This is a genomic window from Pseudomonas sp. (assembly GCF_048269965.1).
Classification (GTDB): Bacteria; Pseudomonadota; Gammaproteobacteria; order Pseudomonadales; family Pseudomonadaceae; genus Aquipseudomonas.
In genome coordinates this window covers 436,346-453,514 of sequence record NZ_JBLWTV010000001.1, presented here as the reverse complement: position 1 = coordinate 453,514, position 17,169 = coordinate 436,346, and the positions used below count along the sequence as shown (strand labels likewise).

Sequence of the window (17,169 nt, the reverse complement as noted above, 5' to 3'; positions counted from 1 at the left end):
TCAGGCAGTAGGCCGGCGACAATGGCGCAGGCCGAAAATCGGGAGACTTGGGCCAAGCTCTTGCGACGGTTGGCTCCGGGCCACTGAGTGTGCCACAGGGCGATGGGGTTCGTCCTCAGCCCTTGAGAGTGTCTAGGTGGACAGAACATGACCCAATATAGCCGTTTGGTCTAAAGTCTTATCTCGATCCGCGCATCTGGAGCTTGCATGAACCTCTCCCTGCTCAGCCGCTACGCATTTTTCGCCTTCTGCGTGCTGTTCACCCTGGCCAGCCTGCCTTTTCTTGGCCATCAATGGATGTGGCCCTTCACCCTGCTCGCGGGCGTGCTCAGCCTGATCGGGATCGGCGATCTGCTACAGACGCGCCATGCGGTACGGCGCAACTACCCGATCCTGGGCAACATCCGCTATCTGGTCGAAGGCATCCGCCCGGAGATTCGCCAGTACCTGCTCGAAGGCGACGCCGAGCAACTGCCCTTCTCCCGCGCCCAGCGCTCGCTGGTCTATTCGCGCGCCAAGAACGAAGGTGCCGACAAACCCTTCGGCACGCTGAGCGATGTGTACCAGAACGGCTTCGAGTTCATCAGCCACTCGATGCGCCCGGCGCCGCTGACCGACCCCTGCAGCTTTCGCGTGGAGATCGGCGGCCCGCAGTGCAGCCAACCCTACTCGGCGTCCTTGTTCAATATCTCGGCAATGAGCTTCGGTTCACTCAGCGCCAACGCCATTCGCGCGCTCAACGAAGGGGCGAAACTGGGCGAGTTCTACCACGACACTGGTGAAGGCAGCATCAGCCCCTACCACCGCGAGCACGGCGGCGATCTGGTCTGGGAGCTGGGCAGCGGCTATTTCGGCTGCCGTGCTTCCGACGGGCGCTTCGACCCCGAGCGTTTCGCCGCTCAGGCCAGCAGCGCGCAGGTGAAGATGATCGAGATCAAGCTCAGCCAGGGCGCCAAACCGGGCCATGGCGGCATCCTGCCCAAGCACAAGGTCACCGAGGAAATCGCCAACACCCGCGGCGTACCGATGGGCGAAGATTGCATCTCGCCGTCGCGTCACAGCGCCTTCTCCACCCCCATCGAGCTGCTGCAGTTCATTGCGCAACTGCGCGAGCTGTCGGGCGGCAAGCCGGTCGGTTTCAAGTTCTGCCTGGGCCATCCCTGGGAGTTCATGGGCATCGTCAAGGCCATGCTGGAGACCGGCATCCTGCCCGATTTCATCGTCGTCGACGGCAAGGAAGGCGGCACCGGCGCCGCGCCGCTGGAGTTCACCGATCACCTCGGTGTGCCGCTGCGTGAAGGGCTGCTGTTCGTGCACAACACCCTGGTCGGCAGCAACCTGCGCGACAAGATCAAGCTCGGTGCCAGCGGCAAGATCGTCAGCGCCTTCGACATCGCCCGCGTGCTGGCCATCGGCGCGGATTGGGCCAACTCGGCGCGCGGCTTCATGTTCGCCATCGGCTGCATCCAATCGCAGTCCTGCCACACCAACAAGTGCCCGACCGGCGTGGCCACCCAGGACCCGCTGCGCCAGCGCGCCCTGGTGGTCGAGGACAAGGCCCAGCGCGTCTTCAACTTCCACCGCAACACGCTCAAGGCGCTGGCCGAAATGCTCGCCGCCGCAGGCCTCGACCACCCGGCGCAGATCGATGCAAAGCACCTGGTGCAGCGCATGTCGGCCACCGAGATCAAGCTGTTCGCCCAGCAGCATGTGTTCCTCGCCCCAGGCGAGTTGCTCAGCGGCCAGATCGCTGGGGCGTTCTACGAGCGCATGTGGCGCATGGCGCGCGCCGACAGTTTCGAGCCGGCGCCGGCTTGAGCGGCCGTCGTCTAGTCTGTTACGGCCAAGCTCGGCGCGGCATCGCTTAACGTCTTGAACCGGTAACCGCATGCGCCTTTCGCTTTCCGTCCTGCTGCTTCTGCTCTGCCTCGCAGCCTGGGGCGAGGAGCAGCGCCCGCTGCGGTTCTCGGTGTCCGAGAGTTGGGCCGTGCCGATGATCAAGATCGTCGATGGTCGGGCCACGGGCGGGATTCTCTACGATCTGCAACTGCGCCTGGCACAGAAGGTCGGCCGCCGTGCAGAGATGCTGGTGCTACCGCGCCTGCGCGTACAACGTTTGCTGGTCAGCGGTGGAATCGACGTGCGCTGCTACGTCAATCCAGACTGGCTCGTCGAATCCCATCATCAGTACATCTGGAGCCTGCCGTTCATGGTGCAGCGCGACCTGATCGTCGCGCGCAACGCCGAGCCGGACTTCAAGCTGGAGCAGTTGCGGGATGAGCGCCTGGGTACGGTGCTGGGCTTCAGCTATCCAAACCTGGAGCCGCTGCTGGCCAATGGTGCAATACACCGCGAAGACGCCCGCACCCAGGAACTGACCCTGGAGAAACTCGGGGCCGGCCGTTACCGCTATGCCATCAGCAATCACCTGGCGTTGGCCTGGTTCAATCGCGACCTGCCGCCTAACCAACGCCTGCATGTGCTCGGTGAAATCAGCGCCGACCTGATCGCCTGCATCGTCCGCGACGAGCCGGATGTACCGACCCAGGCGCTGCTGCGTGCCCTGGTGCAGATGAGACAGGATGGCGAGTTCGATGCCATTCTCGAACGCTATCGCTGAAGCGCACGGCGAGCGTGGCTAGCCGCTCAGATGCCGCAACACCTGCTCGACTCGTTGCAACAACGAACCACTCAGACAGGTGAACGCCCAGCCACGCCGATCCAGCTCCTGCTCGTACCAGCGGTTTTGTCGACGGCGAAAGGTCTCGTCCTGGCGTGTACCGTCCTGCACGAAGGGGAAGTCATCGGCGCACAGGAACAGGTGCTGATAACGACGCTCGGCCAACTGCTCCAGCTCGGCCTCGGCACGACCGAACAGTTCGCGGCAGTAGAACAGCGTGGTCAACGGCGTGGTGTCGCACACCAGGTAGCGCTGGCATTGCCCGGCCAGAGTCTGCTCACGGGCGACCTGGGTGCGGCCGATGCGCAGCAGATCGTCATAGGCGAGTACACCACCCTGCTCTTCCCACAACTCACGGCCGTACTCGGCGGCGTGACGCGTACCCAGGGCTTCGGCCAGCGCCTGGGCGAGGCTGCTCTTGCCGCTGGACTCGCCGCCGAGCAAGGCGATGCGCTCGACGAAATCGCTGTAGACCTGCGGCGCCAGGTAGTGACGCAAGCCATGAATATCGGCGCGCAGACGCGTACCGGATACCGCTACCTGAATGCGTGCACGATCGATCTCGACATGCTGCACTGGCCGGCCGAAACATCCGCTCAGGTGCGCGGCGAAGCCGTCGCCGTAGGCCTCGCTGGTGAATACCGCGTCGACCGGATGGCCGAGCACTACCAGACAGAAATCGGCAACGAACTGGCGCTGCGCGGCATCGGCTGCGGATTCGTGGGGAAGGTCCGGCAGCACCAGGCCTCGTGCTCGCTGCCGGGCAACCCACTCGGGCGTCACCACCCAGCTACGCAGTTCGGGAAAACGTACCTGCAACCAGTTCGCCCGCCGTTCAGGCTCGTAGCCGGCAAGCTCAGGGCATGCCCAGCTGAGCAACACCAACTGCTCGCACTGTTCTTGCGCCTGACGGATCAACCACTCATGCCCGAGGTGCAGCGGTGCGAACTTGCCGACCACCAACCCAATGGAAAATCGCTTGCTCATCTCAGACCGTCTGCGCGTTCAGTTCACGGCGCCAGCGATACAGGCCGTACCAGGCGTTGCACCAGAACAGCAGGTAGATGAACGCCGTCAGATACAACTCGCGCGACGCGAACAGCGGCACCGCGAGGGTGTTCACCAGCAGCCAGCCGTACCAGGTTTCCAGCTTGCGACGCATCAGCAGCAATTGCGCCAACACGCTCAACGTCAGCACCAGCGAATCGATGAAGGGCGCGTAGGCATCGGTGAAATGATGCAGCAAGGCGCCATATGCGCCGGCCACGGCCACCGCGAGCAGCAGCGCCAGGCCCAGCCCGGCTCCGCGCGAACGACTGATCGGCAGCGCCTCGCCCTGGCGACCGTGCAACCAGCTCCACCAACCCAGCAGGCTGGTGGCGATGAAGAACGCCTGCAAGGTGACATCGGCATACAGCTGCACGCTGAAGAACAGCCAACCGAACAGCACACAACCGACCAGGCCGACGGCCCAGGTGTGCACCGAGTTGCGCGCCGCCAGCACGACCGAAACCAGATAGAAGAGGTTGGCGAAAATCTCCAGCGACGACGGCATGCACGCATCCTTATGGACATGGAATCAGCCGCGCAGCCTAGCACGTGACGTAGGCCACAGCCGTGCATGCGTCACCAGACAACAGGGCCGATCCATGCTCTGATAAGCCTCCCCTCGCACTCCAAAGGACTGGATCGCCCATGCCTCTGCTCGCCCTGCTGGTCATCGCCTGCCAAGTCACCTGCGGCCTTCACGTGGTTCGCAGTGGCCAGGAACGCTACTGGCTGTACCTGATCATCGCCCTGCCCGGGCTTGGCTGCCTGATCTACTTCCTCGGCATCATGCTGCCGGACCTGCTCGGCAGCCGACGCGGCCGGCAAACGCTCAACCGCCTGCACGACAGCATCGACCCGCAGCGCCATCTGCGCGCCCTGCGCGATGAACTGGATATTCGTGACACCCGCGATACCCGCGTCAACCTGGCCGATGAGCTGCTGCGCATGGGCCAGGCCGAGGAAGCGGCCCAGCACTATCAGGCGGCTCTGCGCGGCATCCACAGCGATGCTCCGGACATTCTCCTCGGCCTGGCCAGGGCACGTTTCGCCCTGGCTGATTTCGCCGGCTGCCAGGCGAGCCTCGATCAACTGATCGCCCACAATCCCGACTTCCGCTCCAGCGACGGCCACCTGCTGTATGCCCGCGCGCTGGAAGGCCAGGGCAACGACCTCAAGGCCGAAGAGGAATACCGCGCCCTCGGCAGCTACAGCGCCAGCCCGGAAGCCAACTACCGCCATGCCCTGCTGCTGCGCCGACTGGGGCGCCAGCACGAGGCCACCGAACTGCTGCAGCAGATCCAGACCCACGCCCGCCGCTCCGCCCGGCACTACCGCACGCTGCACAAGGAGTGGCTGGACCTGAGTCAGAAGGCGCTGCTCGACCTGCAGCGCGACTGAACGGCCGGCTGCCAGGCTACTCCCAGGCCTCGCGCTCACCCTTCCAGGCATGCAACTCGCGCTTCTGCGCCCCCGACCACAGCCAGCCGCCACGTGCACCAACCAGGGTGCTGACCGCATGCTGGCGGCCGAAGCGATTGTGCCGAGCGAGCAGCAGAGCGATATCGCGCAGCACGGCCAGGGTGTTGCTGTTGGACTGGAACAGCGGCGTGAGCAGGCGGCTGGCCTGGCGGTAGTAACGCAGATGATCACGACGGGCATCGCCGTAGCGGGTGAAGATGGCGTTCCAGTCGAGCCCGTGCTGGTGCTCGTCACCGGCATTGCCAAGCGCATCGGCCAGCGCAGCGGCATCGACCAGCGCCATATTGGCGCCCTGCCCCAATTGCGGGCTCATGGCGTGGGCACAATCACCGATGGCCAGGACGCGGCCATCGTTCCAGCGTTGCATGCGCACGTCCGCATAGGCCGCCAGGGTCAGTTGCGCGGGATCATCGATCTGCTGCAGATAGGCCTCTGAAGCCTCGCCAGCGAGGCTGCGCACGCGGGTTTTCCAGGCCTCCAGCCCGCTGCTGCGCCAGCTCTCATGCTCGTTCAGTGGCAGGCTCCAGAACAGGCTGGTCAGCGACTTCTCACGGGCTTGGTGGGTGCAGCCGGTCGGCATCAGCCCGAACATCTCGCGGCAGCCGCGATACCACTGGCGCAACTCGCCAGACTCGGTCGCAGGCGAAGTCGGCAACATGCTCCACAGGGCGCCCCAGGGATAAGGCCGCGACCACTGCCGTACCTGCATCTGCGTGCGCAGGGTCGAACGCGTGCCATCGGCCAGGATCAGTGCGGCGAAGTCTCCCAGGGGTTGCTCATCGCCCGCTTCGCTCTGACGCAGCAAGCGCACATGGCCGCTCGCCTGCTCGAAGCGGCTGACCGCAACGCCGGTTTCCACCTGCACGCCCGCACGCTGCGCAGCATTGAGCAATGCCGTCATCAGCACGCCGCGATGAATACCAAGGCCGAAGCTGCCTGGCTGCCAGTCGTGATAACGGGTATCGAGGATCACCCGCCCCTGGCAGCTGGTGCCATACAGGCGACTGACCGGCGCGCCCAGCGCGGTGCATTCAGCCAGCAGACCAAGACGCTGCAGAATTGCCAGACCGGAAGGCTGCAACAGGATGCCGGCGCCCACCGGCTGCAGACGTTCGACCCGCTCCAACAGGCGCACTGCATAGCCCTGGCGGGCAAGGAATATGGCACTGGCCAGGCCAGCGGTACCCGCACCGACTATCGCGATTGGCAATCCGTTCACAGCTGCTCTCCCTGTTCGATCAAACGATTCTAACCGTTATGCCGCCCGCTTCGCTCGATCCTGAGCGGCTTGCAGACGCGTCGCTTACTCCACTATGGTGGCGCACCCATTGGTACAAGGATCGACCATGCGCTGGAATTTCTGGACAGGCCTCATTACGCTCGCCCTGCTGATGCTCGGCTTCTACCTGCTTAATCCGCTGGGCACGGCCACCCTCGATCCGCGAGCGCGCATCACGGGTTATGTGCCCTACAAGGTGCCAGCAAACTCGATGGCTCCCACCCTGCAGGCGGGCGACCACATCCTCGGTAGCGCCTGGGCCTATGTCGGCAACCAGCCCGCGCGCGGTGACGTGGTGGTCTTCGTAAGCCCGGTGAATGACATCAGTTACGTCAAGCGCATCATCGGTCTTCCTGGCGACCGTCTGGCGATGCACGATCATCGCGTCTACATCAACGGCAAGTTGCTGGACGAGCCTTACCTGCTCCCGGCACCACCAATGGGTATTCAGGTTCAGGACTACGGCAACCTGGCGGAAACGCACATCGCCGATGGCGAGTTATTCATGCTCGGTGACAACCGTCGGAACTCCGCTGACAGTCGCCTCTGGGGCAGCGTGCCGCGAGCCAACCTGATCGGTCGCGTCGAGCGCATCTGGTGGGCACAGGATCCACAGCGAACAGGCAAGGTGCACTGATCGAGTAACTATCCGTGCCCAGCCAGATGCTCAAGGCTTGTCCGCACGAATATCGAAGCCACCCTTGTTCTGGCTGACGATGCGCAGGTGCTGGGTTTCTCCGGTTTTCACCGGCACCGCCACCTCACGCAGCAGGCGGCCCATGCCGCACAGGGTGTCGTCCATGCGATCCGGTGTGATGCCGACCACGCGCGTGCCTGGCGGCACCTGGAAGGTCGCGACTTCGCCGACGCCGATGCGGGCTGCGACCTTGCGATCCACCTCGATGGCCACGAAGCAGCCGCCTCCCATCATCCCGAAGTCGCGATTGACCACGATCTGCGCACTGTTCGCCTGCGCTTCCTGAAAGGCCAGCAGGCGATCTTCCGGCACCGGTTCGACATGCTCGGGGTCGCCCCGAAACGACGAACAACCGGCCAACAGCAACAGCGGTAGAGCGATGAGGATCGAACGCATGAAGCCCTCCATGGGCAGATGAATGCCGCCTGAGTATTGGGCTTGGCAAGCCTGCGGGCAAGGTATCGATGGCAGCGATTTTCGCTAGCACAAGCATCGATTTCTGCAATGAAGGCCGCGGTGTTTTCATTGCTCCCGAACCCAGCGCCACCTACTTCGGCGCAACTGATCGGAGATTACCCGGATGAAATTCGCAGCCCTCAATGCCACCCTCCTCGCCGCTTTCACCCCTATCGCCTTCGCCAGCGAGAAAGCACCTGCCAGCACCAAAGTGGAGGTACAGGAATACCAGTACGGCATGCAGCTGGACATCGACCAGGTTCTGCAGCGCACCGACAACAGCCGCAAGAGCGGTGTAGTGCCCAGCGTCCTGGTCTACCGCGACAGCCAGGGCGACGTGCACGCCGTGCGGTTCGTGGAGTGGGGCGGGCTGAGCAACCAGAACGGCTAACCCACAGGTTGCCTGATGCCCCGGCCGATTCACGCGTCCGGGGCAATACCGCTTCAGCCCTGCAGGCGTTTGACCAGACGAGCCTGCAACGCTTCCAGCTCGGCCGGGTCGGCCTTGGTGGCCGCGTGAATACCCAGCCCCTCGCCCTCGAAGCGCGGGATCACGTGCATGTGGATATGGAACACCGTCTGCCCGGCAGGCGCGCCGTTGAACTGCGCGACCTGCACACCAGCCGGTTGCAGTTCGTCGACGACCGCCTGGGTGACCTTCTTCACCACGGCCATGACCTTGGCCAGGCTGGCGTCGTCGATTTCCAGGATATTGCGCGCCTCAGCGCGCTTGGGGATCACCAGGCTGTGGCCCCTGGATTGCGGAAACAGATCGAGGAAGGCCAGTACATCGTCGTCCTCGTAGAGTTTGTAGCAGGGCAAGTCGCCACGAATGATCAAGGCGAAGATGTTCTGGGAGTCGTAAGTACCGTGCAGGCTCATGCCGATGGGCTCCGTGCCGGGTGGATGAAAAACCCACCATACCGCCTCGCTCGCGTGCAGGGAACCAGGCAGGATTGCTCGAGTCGATGACTACTAGCAGCTGGATCGATTTCCTTCGCTCTGGCCACTCGTGTTCTGATCGCCTCTTTCGTAGAGGCTGTTCAGGATCTCGCGAGCTAGAGCGATACAAGGCAAAAACAAGCGAGGAAGCGCAGTTTACGAATGGTAAATGAGCATTCCGAGCTTGTTTTTAACGCAGTAGCGCCGACGCGCAGCAGACCATGAACAGGCTCTTAGGCCCATTCGACATGGAACCCCACATGACCGACCTCAGCCCCTTCCACATCACCCGTAAATGGCCCGCCCAGCATCCCGAGCGCCTGCAGCTGTACTCGCTGCCCACGCCCAACGGGGTCAAGGCCTCGATCATGCTGGAAGAGATCGGCCTGCCCTACGAGCCGCACCTGGTCAGCTTCGATAGCAACGACCAGTTCAGCCCCGAGTTTCTCTCGCTGGCGCCGAACAACAAGATTCCCGCCATCCTCGACCCCAACGGCCCCAATGGCCATCCGCTGCCGCTGTTCGAGTCCGGGGCGATTCTGATCTACCTCGCGGAGAAGACCGGCAAGCTGCTGCCGCAGGACGCCGCTGCCCGCTACGAGACGATTCAATGGCTGATGTGGCAGATGGGCGGCCTGGGCCCGATGTTCGGCCAGCTCGGTTTCTTCCACAAATTCGCGGGTGCCGAGTACGAGGACAAACGCCCGCGTGATCGCTACGTCGCAGAATCCGCGCGCCTGCTCGGCGTTCTCGATCAGCGCCTGCAAGGCCGCGACTGGATCATGGGCGAGTACAGCATTGCCGATATCGCCGTGCTGCCCTGGGTGCGCTGCCTGGTGGACTTCTACAAGGCCGGCGATCTGGTGCAGTTCGAACGCTTCGCCAACGTGCGCCGCGTGCTCGATGCCTTCCTCGCCCGCCCGGCCGTTCAGCGCGGCCTGAACATTCCCGCACGCGGCTGATGCGGTTGCGGGAGTCGGCCATCGACTCCCGCATCGCTGCAACGGCAGCGTTGCGCTGAGCTAACGGGTCGCCACCAATTGCTGCTCGACACTGCGCTGATCGGCCTGGCCGCCCAGGTACCAGCCGAGCAATCCCCACAGCGCCGCACAGGCAGCGCCCACCAACGCCACCAGCCAGGCGCCCTGGGCCAGCATGTCGAGCAGGCTCTTGAGCCAGCCACTCATGGCATCGCCCGCGCGATAGACCACGGTGTCGATGAAGTTCTTCGCCTTGTACTTGCTCTCGGCATCCAGCGGCGCGAAGAGCATTTCCCGCCCTGGCCGCACGAAGGCGTATTCACCGATACGCCGGACGATCATCAGCGCCGCCAGCATGGCGAAGGTCGGCATCAAGGCCAGGCCGATGAAGCCGACGCACACCAGCAGCGGCACGCAGGCCAGCAACACCCGCACGCCCAGGCGCCGCGCGATGCGCCCGGTGATGAACAGCTGGGCAAACAGCGCCCCGGCCTGCACCACGAAATCGATGGCCCCGAACACCCGCACCTGATCGGCGCGCTGCGGGAACAGCTCGGCCACCAGGCGGGCCTGCTCGAAGTAGAGAAAGGTACTGGCCGTGGCGAGCAGGATCACGAAACCGGCGATGCCGAACAGGTAGGGCGAAGACAGCACGCGCATCAGGCCGCTGAACGGGTTGCCCGGCACCGGGCGCCGCGGGCTTTCCGCCCGCACGGCACCGGCACGCCCTGCGCCACCCAGCTCGCGCCAGCGCATCAGCACCTGCTTGAGCGACAGCGCCACGGCCAGCAGCACAGCGGCCAGCAGAATCAACCCACTCTGCCCCAGCGTGCTCACCAGCAAGGCACTCAGTGCCGGGCCGACCAGGCCGCCAACACTGGCACCGGCGGCGATGAAGGCGAACAGTCGCTTGGCCTGTTCGCTGTCGAACACGTCAGCCATCAGGCTCCAGGCCACCGATACGACGAACAGGTTATAGACCGAAATCCACACGTAGAAGCTGCGCGCCAACCACACGCTCTCCTCGGCACTGAAGAACAACAGGGCGAACAACGCCAGGTTCAGGGTGAAGAAGCCATACACCCAGTCGATGAAGTGAATGCGCGGCACCCGCGAACTCAGCCAGGCGAACAACGGCACCGCGATCAGCATCACCACGAAGGTGGCGGTGAACAGCCATTGCAGGTTCTCCACCCCCGAGACGATGCCCATCGCCTCGCGGATCGGCCGCAGCATGAAGTAGCCCGAGAACAGGCAGAAAAACAGCGTGAAACCGGCCAGCGCCGGCCACAGCTCGTTGCGCTGCGCGTTGATGGCCACGGCCACACGCTGCGCCATCGTTGACGATGACATGCGAAATTCCTCGAAAGGGCGCGCCGGTACAGCGCGCCGGCATGACTCAGCCGTACCTGACGCCCGTCAGACGCTCGGCTACCGACCACAGGCGAGCCGCATCATCGGCGTCCGCCGCAGCCTCCGGCACCTTGGCCAGGCCCAGTGGGCCGCGTTTTTCCTCTGCGCCGGTCGGTCCGTAGTAGCGACCGCCCTCGGCCTCGGCAGCCGTCGCCGCGAACAGCGACGACAGCGCGCCCTGCGCCGCCGAGTGATAGACATCGCGATCCTTGGCCCACTGCTGAGCGAACTCGCTTTCAAGCCCTGGCCCCCGCTCGACCAGCTCGGTCACAGCCACGCCAGGGTGCGCGGCGACGCTGCGAATACCCCAGTCATTGGCCAGGCTGCGCCGCTGCAGCTCGAAGGCCATCATCAGGCAGGCCAGCTTCGACTGGGCGTAGGCGGCGTAAGGGTTGTAGTCGCGCTCGGACTGCAAGTCATCGAAATTGATGCGGCCGCGATTCACGGCAATGCTCGCCAGCATCACCACGCGCGGATCGGGCGACTGGCGCAGCGATGGCAGGAGCAGGCCGGTGAGCGCGAAATGGCCAAGGAAGTTGGTCGCCAGCTGCATCTCGAAGCCATCGCGTGATACGCCGCGCTGAGGCGGCGCCATGATCGCGGCGTTGTTGATCAGCACGTCCAGCCCCTCGCCCTCGGCATTCAGACGCTGGGCCAGGCTGCGCACCGAAGCCAGGTCGGCCAGATCCAACTGCTCGAAACGCACGCGTGCATCCGGCACCTGGGCACGAATACGCGCGATGCTTTCGGCGCCGCGCTGTCCATTGCGCGCGGCGATGATCACCTGCGCGCCGGCCCCGCTCAGGGCCAGGGCATCCTCGAAGCCCATGCCGCTGGTGCCGCCGGTGACCAGCATGCGCTTGCCAGTCAGCGCCGGCATGTCGCTTGCCTGCCATCCCGGTGAGGTATTGGCCCAGGCGAATGTCGGTACACCGCCCAACACCCCGTGCAAGGCCAGGCTGCCGCCTACCATGCCGAACAGTTTCAGGGCATCACGACGCGAATGGCCTCGCCCCACAGCATGCTTCTTGTCCATCGACTGATTCCTCGTGTCCGTTGACTCGATGCGCCAGAGCAGGCGCAGTTACAGGACATAGGGTGCGGGCAGACGGCGCGTACGATAAGCCGTCCAAAGCCGAACAGCGCATACGGTCAGGCGGACAGTTACCCGATGTTTCGCGGGCGCGAAGCGTAGCCCGGATGCAATCCGGGGCCGCTGGTGTGCATTCCCGGATTTCATCCGGGCTACATCCCTGCAGACGCTCCTCAGGATTGGCAAAGCGGCCGCTGCGCCGCATTATCAATCCCTTCGTCATCACACAGCCGACGCCCATGCGCCAACCCAACTTGTCCGATATCGCCCTGTTCGCTGCCGTGGTTGAGGCCGGTGGTTTTCGCGTCGCGGCGCAGCGCCGTGGCATGTCGGCCTCGTCGCTGAGCGATTGCGTGCGCCGCCTGGAAAAGGAGTTGGGCGTGCGCCTGCTCAACCGCACCACACGCGGCCTGACGCCGACGGAAATCGGCGCACGCCTGCTTGAACGTCTGCGCCCTGCGCTGGACGAGATCAACGCGGCACTCAACGATCTGCAGGAAGATCCGCAACATCCGGTCGGTTCGCTGCGCCTGCATGTGCCCGGCGTGATCGCGCGGCACATCCTGCCGCAACTGCTGGACGGCTTTCTCGCGCGCTACCCCGGCATCGCGCTGGAGGTGAACATGGACAACACCTTCATCGACGTGATCGGCGCTGGTTACGACGCTGGCATTCGCTACGAGGAAAGCCTGGCCAAGGACATGATCGCCATCCCCATCGGGCCGCGTCGCCAGTGTTTCATGGCGGTCGCTGCGCCCGGCTACCTGCAGCGCCATGGCACGCCGCAACACCCCAGCGAACTGAGCGAACATCGCCTGCTCGGCTACCGATTCGCCAGCGGCAAGCTCGGCGTATGGGAGTTCGAGCAGGATGGACGCACCCTGCGCATCGCTCCCGAAGGCCGGCTGGTGAGCTCGTCGCAGGACCTGCTGATCGCAGCGGCCTGCGCCGGCCACGGCATCCTCTACACCTTCGAGGAATACATCGCGGCGCACCTCGCCAGCGGCCAGTTGCAACCCTTCCTGCATGACTGGTGGCAGCATTTCGACGGCCCCTACCTGTACTACCACAGCAGGCGTCACGTACCGGCGCCTCTGCGCGCCTTCGTTGACTACGTGAAGACCCTCAACGCCTCCGACCACTCGTCTCCAGGCCCGAAATAGAGCGGCCGCCAATACCCAAGCAAGGCGCTGGGAGATTATAATCGCGCGCTTGCTTCTCCCCCCTTCCAGGTCACTCATGAACAGTTCTGCATCCGACGCCGCGACGAGTCTGTCGCCGGGCGCGATCCTTCTCATTCAACTTGCCCTCGCGCTCGGCGGCTTCGCCATCGGCACCGGCGAGTTCGCCATCATGGGCCTGATGCCCAACGTCGCGGCCGATCTCGGCGTCAGCGAGCCGCAGGTCGGCCACGTGATCAGTGCCTATGCCCTGGGCGTGGTGGTCGGCGCACCGGTGCTGGCCTTGCTCGGCGCGCGCCTGCCACGGCGCATCCTGCTTCTGCTGCTGATGGGCTGCTTCGCCCTCGGCAACTTCGCCAGCGCCCTGGCACCGAGCTACGAGCCGCTGCTGATGTTCCGCTTCATCGCCGGCCTGCCGCACGGTGCCTACTTCGGCATCGCCATGCTGGTGGCCGCCTCGATGGCGCCGCCACATAAGCGCGCCAAGGCCGTGAGCCGGGTGCTGGCCGGCCTCACCGTGGCCATCCTGATCGGCAACCCGCTGGCTACCTGGCTCGGCCAGTTCATGAGCTGGCGCTACGCCTTTGCCCTGGTCGGCATCATCGCCATCACCACCATCGCCATGGTGGCGATCTTTCTCCCGGCCGACCCGCACGAGCAGCGCAGCAGCCCGTCGGGCGAACTGCGCGCCTTCAACCGCGCGCCGATCTGGCTGGCCCTGGGCATCGGCTCCATCGGTTTTGCCGGGATGTTCTGCGTGTTCAGCTACATGGCGCCGACCCTGCTTCACGTCACTCAGGTCGGGCCCGGCTGGATTCCCCTGGCCATGGGCGTGTTCGGCGCCGGCTGCATCGTCGGCAACAGTGCCGGCGGCTGGCTGTTCGACCGTCTGCGCCTGCGCGCCGTGGCCTGGATTCTGGCCTGGAGCACGCTGGTGCTGCTGGCCTTCCCGTTCGCCGCGCACAGCCTGTGGACCCTCCTGCCGGCGATCTTCGCCCTGGGCACCATGATCGCCCTCGGCCCGGCCCTGCAGACCCACCTGATGGACGTCGCTACCGGCGCACAGACACTCGCTGCCGCGTCCAACCATGCCGCGTTCAACGTCGCCAACGCGCTCGGCCCCTGGCTCGGCGGCCTGGCCATCAGCGCCGGCATGGGCTGGACGGTGACCGGCTACATCGGCGCAGCCACCGCCATCGGCGGCCTGCTGCTGTTCGCCTGGGCGTGGCAGGTGCAGCGCCAGAACGCAGCAATCTGAGAGGTGCGAGAGCGTGCGCCGGCAGGTATCGTCTACGTCCCGAGCCACTATCGCGTAACCCGCCCGATGATTGCCCAGCGTTTACGATTCGCCCTGATCGGCACAGCTCTGTTCACCGCCCTGACCGCCCACGCTCAGGTGGAGGTAGAGGCCAATGCCGGCCTGCTGGCGGCGAAGATTTCCGAAGAGATCGTGCCCGGCGACTACGAGAAACTGCTGCAGGGTTTGCGCGCCAATCCGGGCAAGCACACGCGCAAGATCGTGCTGCTCGACAGCATCGGCGGCAGCGCGCCGGAGGCCATCCGCATGGGTCGCCTGCTGCGCGAAACCGGCTTCGAGGCGCTGGTGCCTTCCGGCGGACTGTGCCAGGGCAGTTGCATCTATCTGCTCGCTGCCGGCAGCAAGCGCACCGTCAACGGCCACGTTGCCCTGCGCCGACCACCCTTCCCCGCTGGTGACTCGGCGCTGGCACAGGCCGCCCATAGCAGCCAGCCGTTCAGCCCGGCCAGGTACTTTCGCGACATGGGCGTCGACATCAGCCTGGCCGAAGCGATCTACCAGGCCCCATTGGGGCGCTTGCGCCTGCTGAGCCAGGATGATTTGCGACGCTATCGACTGAAATAGCGAAAGGCGCTTGCTCGCACCCGGACAGCGGGATATCTTTGCCACCGGCATGGCAACAGGCCATCAAGGAAATGGAATTCGAGCATGCGCATGATGCGTACAGGCAAAGCCCACTCCCTCGTGCAACTCCTACTCCCTTCCCGATAGCTCGCCACGGCTGAACATCCAGATCCGTGCTGCCACTTTGCCGTGCACATCATCCATCGTTATTTGGAGTCATCATGCTGAAGAAACTGGTCCTGGCCGCCTTTGCCTCATCGCTGCTCGTCGGCTGTGCCTCAGTCCCAATGGAAGACAAGAACGCCTCTGCAGAAGCCAAGCGCTTTGCGGCCCCTGCTCCCGGCAATGCCGGTCTGTACATTTACCGCAACTCGGGCGCAGGCACTGCACTGAAGAAAGACATCTGGGTCGACGACACATGCATCGGTGAATCCGCACCGAATGTCTTCTTCTACGAGCAGGTCAAGGGCGACATGGAGCACAAGATCTCCACCGAATCCGAGTTCTCGCCCAACGACCTGCTGGTCAAGACCGAAAGCGGCAAGAACTACTTCATCAAGCAGTACATCAAGATGGGCGTATTCGTGGGCGGCGCCAACCTGGAACTGGTCGACGAGAAGGAAGGCAAAGAGGACATCGCGGAACTGGAACTGGCCCGAAAAGGCAACTGCTCCAAATAAGGCGACACGCAACATCAAGCCCCGGCACCTCTCGATGCCGGGGCTTTTTTCATCAGAACAGGAAGGTCAGCGCCAGGTTGAACAGCATCGCCGCGACGAAACCGATGGGCGCGGCGCGCAGCAGCAGTTGCGAGAACAAGCCCGAGCGTACCTTGTCGTCCGTGCAGGAGCCGAGCAACAGGCTGCCGCCGGAGGAGAACGGCGAAATCGAGGTGGCCTGGGCGCCTACGACGATGGCGATGAAGATGATCATCGGATCGATCGACATCGACGCTGCCAACGGCAGCACCATGGGGAACAGTGCCGGCGTCACCACACCGAGCGTGCTGGCGAAGATCGACATCAGCGCCGCCACCACACCGAATGCCAGCGGAATCATCAGCGGCGGGATGTTGCCGCTGATCCAGGACGCCAGGGCGTCGATGGTGCCGGCCTTGATCGCTACGGTAATCAGCATGCCGACGCCGCAGATCATGATCAGCGTGGCCCAGGGCACGGAAGCGATGGCCTTGCGCTCGTCCCCCAGCTTGAGCAGCAAGGCGATCACCGAGAACACGCTGGCGATCAGGCCGATGTCCACCTTGCTGTTGATGAACCTGACCGTGGCGTTGTCCGGGAAGGCCAGCAGCGCCAGGGGCGCGGCAAGCACCACTACCATCATCAGCACGGTCAGCAGCAGGGTCAGTTTCTGTTCGCGATTGAAGGCTTGCGGCAGGTCGGCATTGATCACGGCATTCTTCAGGTTGCGTCCATGGCCGCCGAGGAAGACGAAGGCGGAAATCACCAGCACCGGGATGATCGCCGTGCTGGCGAAGATTGCCAGGGCATTGACGAAGGCCTCGCTCTCGGGCATCCCGGCGCTGGTCATCAGCCCGCGGAAGATGATGCCGCTCTGGCTGGAAACGAAATTGGCCCCGGCCAGCGCGCCGTAGTTCACCGCCATACCGCCGAGAATCAGGCTCATGCCGGTGCGCTGGCACAGCAGCAGGGTCAGCGGCGCCATGAAGGCCAGCACCGTGTAATAACCGGCGCCCATGCCGGAAATCACGCTACCGGTCACGAAGATCGCGTACGGCAACAAGTGCGGCACGCCACGGCAGCGATACAGCAGATGCCCGGCGAGTTTTTCCAGGGTGCCGTTGACGGTGGCGAAGCTATAGAACAGGCAGACCGAAAAGATCACGAAGAAGATCTTCAGCGGCCACATGTTGATGATGTCGCCCGGGCTCATGCCCATGCCGAAGCAGCCCAGCAGGTAGGCGAAGGCAATGGCGAACAGGCCGATATTGATCTTGGTGGTGTACCCCAGCGCGACGGCGAGGACGATCGCGGCAACGACGAGCAGGCTCATCATGGT

At 64.3% G+C, this 17,169-nt stretch carries 18 protein-coding genes; 10 read left to right on the top strand and 8 right to left on the bottom strand.

Features of this window, described 5'->3' with window-relative positions; translation table 11 throughout:
• Positions 1 to 207: 207 nt before the first annotated feature.
• Positions 208 to 1,818 (top strand): FMN-binding glutamate synthase family protein, encoded by a 1,611-nt coding sequence (locus ACN0X6_RS02205; RefSeq protein ID WP_417701702.1) that lies wholly within the window; start codon positions 208 to 210, stop codon positions 1,816 to 1,818.
• A gap of 70 nt (positions 1,819 to 1,888) precedes the next feature.
• Positions 1,889 to 2,620: a substrate-binding periplasmic protein gene (locus ACN0X6_RS02200; RefSeq protein ID WP_417701700.1), complete on the top strand. Its 732-nt coding sequence runs from the start codon at positions 1,889 to 1,891 to the stop codon at positions 2,618 to 2,620.
• Positions 2,621 to 2,638: 18 nt separating this feature from the next.
• On the opposite strand, the gene ACN0X6_RS02195 is transcribed toward ACN0X6_RS02200, so the two are convergent.
• Complete coding sequence (locus tag ACN0X6_RS02195) at positions 2,639 to 3,667, bottom strand: AAA family ATPase (protein ID WP_417701698.1); 1,029 nt, start codon at positions 3,665 to 3,667, stop codon at positions 2,639 to 2,641.
• Between the two features lies 1 nt (position 3,668).
• Positions 3,669 to 4,235, bottom strand: coding sequence for a nicotinamide riboside transporter PnuC (gene pnuC / locus ACN0X6_RS02190; RefSeq protein WP_417701696.1), 567 nt, complete (start codon positions 4,233 to 4,235; stop codon positions 3,669 to 3,671).
• Positions 4,236 to 4,375: 140 nt separating this feature from the next.
• Between pnuC and ACN0X6_RS02185 the strand changes: the two genes are divergently transcribed.
• The gene (locus ACN0X6_RS02185; protein WP_417701694.1) at positions 4,376 to 5,128 is read left to right on the top strand and encodes a tetratricopeptide repeat protein; all 753 of its coding nucleotides are present in this window, start codon (positions 4,376 to 4,378) and stop codon (positions 5,126 to 5,128) included.
• Between the two features lie 16 nt (positions 5,129 to 5,144).
• Here the strand turns inward: ACN0X6_RS02185 and ACN0X6_RS02180 are convergent, their stop codons facing one another.
• The gene (locus ACN0X6_RS02180) at positions 5,145 to 6,428 is read right to left on the bottom strand and encodes an FAD-dependent oxidoreductase (protein ID WP_417701692.1); all 1,284 of its coding nucleotides are present in this window, start codon (positions 6,426 to 6,428) and stop codon (positions 5,145 to 5,147) included.
• Between the two features lie 127 nt (positions 6,429 to 6,555).
• On the opposite strand from ACN0X6_RS02180, the gene lepB reads away from it, so the two are divergent.
• Positions 6,556 to 7,125, top strand: coding sequence for a signal peptidase I (lepB, locus tag ACN0X6_RS02175; protein WP_417701691.1), 570 nt, complete (start codon positions 6,556 to 6,558; stop codon positions 7,123 to 7,125).
• Positions 7,126 to 7,155: 30 nt separating this feature from the next.
• Here lepB and ACN0X6_RS02170 read toward each other — a convergent pair whose 3' ends face one another.
• Positions 7,156 to 7,581 carry a 3-isopropylmalate dehydratase gene (locus tag ACN0X6_RS02170; RefSeq protein WP_417701689.1) on the bottom strand — a complete coding sequence of 142 codons (426 nt, stop codon included), beginning with the start codon at positions 7,579 to 7,581 and terminating at the stop codon, positions 7,156 to 7,158.
• A gap of 184 nt (positions 7,582 to 7,765) precedes the next feature.
• Here ACN0X6_RS02170 and ACN0X6_RS02165 point away from each other — a divergent pair, with 184 nt between their 5' ends.
• On the top strand, positions 7,766 to 8,032 hold the full coding sequence (locus ACN0X6_RS02165) for a DUF2790 domain-containing protein (protein ID WP_417701687.1): 267 nt from the start codon (positions 7,766 to 7,768) through the stop codon (positions 8,030 to 8,032).
• Between the two features lie 53 nt (positions 8,033 to 8,085).
• On the opposite strand, the gene ACN0X6_RS02160 is transcribed toward ACN0X6_RS02165, so the two are convergent.
• Positions 8,086 to 8,523 (bottom strand): HIT family protein, encoded by a 438-nt coding sequence (locus ACN0X6_RS02160; protein ID WP_417701685.1) that lies wholly within the window; start codon positions 8,521 to 8,523, stop codon positions 8,086 to 8,088.
• A gap of 320 nt (positions 8,524 to 8,843) precedes the next feature.
• Here ACN0X6_RS02160 and ACN0X6_RS02155 point away from each other — a divergent pair, with 320 nt between their 5' ends.
• A complete protein-coding gene (locus ACN0X6_RS02155) occupies positions 8,844 to 9,545 on the top strand; it encodes a glutathione S-transferase N-terminal domain-containing protein (RefSeq protein ID WP_417701684.1) in 702 nt (233 codons plus the stop codon).
• A 60-nt stretch (positions 9,546 to 9,605) separates the two neighbouring features.
• Here the strand turns inward: ACN0X6_RS02155 and ACN0X6_RS02150 are convergent, their stop codons facing one another.
• A complete protein-coding gene (locus ACN0X6_RS02150; protein ID WP_417701682.1) occupies positions 9,606 to 10,916 on the bottom strand; it encodes an NTP/NDP exchange transporter in 1,311 nt (436 codons plus the stop codon).
• 46 nt (positions 10,917 to 10,962) lie between these two features.
• Positions 10,963 to 12,012 (bottom strand): SDR family oxidoreductase, encoded by a 1,050-nt coding sequence (locus ACN0X6_RS02145; RefSeq protein ID WP_417701680.1) that lies wholly within the window; start codon positions 12,010 to 12,012, stop codon positions 10,963 to 10,965.
• Positions 12,013 to 12,308: 296 nt separating this feature from the next.
• Between ACN0X6_RS02145 and ACN0X6_RS02140 the strand changes: the two genes are divergently transcribed.
• From ACN0X6_RS02140 to ACN0X6_RS02125, 4 genes are all read left to right on the top strand, one after another.
• Positions 12,309 to 13,232 carry a LysR substrate-binding domain-containing protein gene (locus ACN0X6_RS02140; protein ID WP_417701678.1) on the top strand — a complete coding sequence of 308 codons (924 nt, stop codon included), beginning with the start codon at positions 12,309 to 12,311 and terminating at the stop codon, positions 13,230 to 13,232.
• 76 nt (positions 13,233 to 13,308) lie between these two features.
• Positions 13,309 to 14,508 (top strand): MFS transporter, encoded by a 1,200-nt coding sequence (locus tag ACN0X6_RS02135; protein WP_417701676.1) that lies wholly within the window; start codon positions 13,309 to 13,311, stop codon positions 14,506 to 14,508.
• A gap of 66 nt (positions 14,509 to 14,574) precedes the next feature.
• Complete coding sequence (locus ACN0X6_RS02130; RefSeq protein ID WP_417701741.1) at positions 14,575 to 15,132, top strand: hypothetical protein; 558 nt, start codon at positions 14,575 to 14,577, stop codon at positions 15,130 to 15,132.
• Between the two features lie 221 nt (positions 15,133 to 15,353).
• Positions 15,354 to 15,812: a DUF2846 domain-containing protein gene (locus tag ACN0X6_RS02125; protein ID WP_417701674.1), complete on the top strand. Its 459-nt coding sequence runs from the start codon at positions 15,354 to 15,356 to the stop codon at positions 15,810 to 15,812.
• A 52-nt stretch (positions 15,813 to 15,864) separates the two neighbouring features.
• On the opposite strand, the gene ACN0X6_RS02120 is transcribed toward ACN0X6_RS02125, so the two are convergent.
• Positions 15,865 to 17,166, bottom strand: a complete 1,302-nt coding sequence (locus ACN0X6_RS02120) for an SLC13 family permease (protein ID WP_417701672.1) — start codon at positions 17,164 to 17,166, stop codon at positions 15,865 to 15,867.
• Positions 17,167 to 17,169: the final 3 nt, after the last annotated feature.

Excerpts from the sequence above, each read along its gene's own strand:
- ACN0X6_RS02185 (WP_417701694.1), top strand. The coding sequence starts at position 4,376 with ATGCCTCTGCTCGCCCTGCTGGTCATCGCCTGCCAAGTCACCTGCGGC.
- ACN0X6_RS02170 (WP_417701689.1), bottom strand. The coding sequence starts at position 7,581 with ATGCGTTCGATCCTCATCGCTCTACCGCTGTTGCTGTTGGCCGGTTGT.
- ACN0X6_RS02145 (WP_417701680.1), bottom strand. The coding sequence starts at position 12,012 with ATGGACAAGAAGCATGCTGTGGGGCGAGGCCATTCGCGTCGTGATGCC.
- lepB (WP_417701691.1), top strand. The coding sequence starts at position 6,556 with ATGCGCTGGAATTTCTGGACAGGCCTCATTACGCTCGCCCTGCTGATG.
- ACN0X6_RS02125 (WP_417701674.1), top strand. The coding sequence starts at position 15,354 with ATGCTGAAGAAACTGGTCCTGGCCGCCTTTGCCTCATCGCTGCTCGTC.
- ACN0X6_RS02160 (WP_417701685.1), bottom strand. The coding sequence starts at position 8,523 with ATGAGCCTGCACGGTACTTACGACTCCCAGAACATCTTCGCCTTGATC.
- ACN0X6_RS02140 (WP_417701678.1), top strand. The coding sequence starts at position 12,309 with ATGCGCCAACCCAACTTGTCCGATATCGCCCTGTTCGCTGCCGTGGTT.
- ACN0X6_RS02120 (WP_417701672.1), bottom strand. The coding sequence starts at position 17,166 with ATGATGAGCCTGCTCGTCGTTGCCGCGATCGTCCTCGCCGTCGCGCTG.
- ACN0X6_RS02150 (WP_417701682.1), bottom strand. The coding sequence starts at position 10,916 with ATGTCATCGTCAACGATGGCGCAGCGTGTGGCCGTGGCCATCAACGCG.
- ACN0X6_RS02200 (WP_417701700.1), top strand. The coding sequence starts at position 1,889 with ATGCGCCTTTCGCTTTCCGTCCTGCTGCTTCTGCTCTGCCTCGCAGCC.
- ACN0X6_RS02165 (WP_417701687.1), top strand. The coding sequence starts at position 7,766 with ATGAAATTCGCAGCCCTCAATGCCACCCTCCTCGCCGCTTTCACCCCT.
- ACN0X6_RS02205 (WP_417701702.1), top strand. The coding sequence starts at position 208 with ATGAACCTCTCCCTGCTCAGCCGCTACGCATTTTTCGCCTTCTGCGTG.
- pnuC (WP_417701696.1), bottom strand. The coding sequence starts at position 4,235 with ATGCCGTCGTCGCTGGAGATTTTCGCCAACCTCTTCTATCTGGTTTCG.
- ACN0X6_RS02155 (WP_417701684.1), top strand. The coding sequence starts at position 8,844 with ATGACCGACCTCAGCCCCTTCCACATCACCCGTAAATGGCCCGCCCAG.
- ACN0X6_RS02135 (WP_417701676.1), top strand. The coding sequence starts at position 13,309 with ATGAACAGTTCTGCATCCGACGCCGCGACGAGTCTGTCGCCGGGCGCG.
- ACN0X6_RS02195 (WP_417701698.1), bottom strand. The coding sequence starts at position 3,667 with ATGAGCAAGCGATTTTCCATTGGGTTGGTGGTCGGCAAGTTCGCACCG.
- ACN0X6_RS02130 (WP_417701741.1), top strand. The coding sequence starts at position 14,575 with ATGATTGCCCAGCGTTTACGATTCGCCCTGATCGGCACAGCTCTGTTC.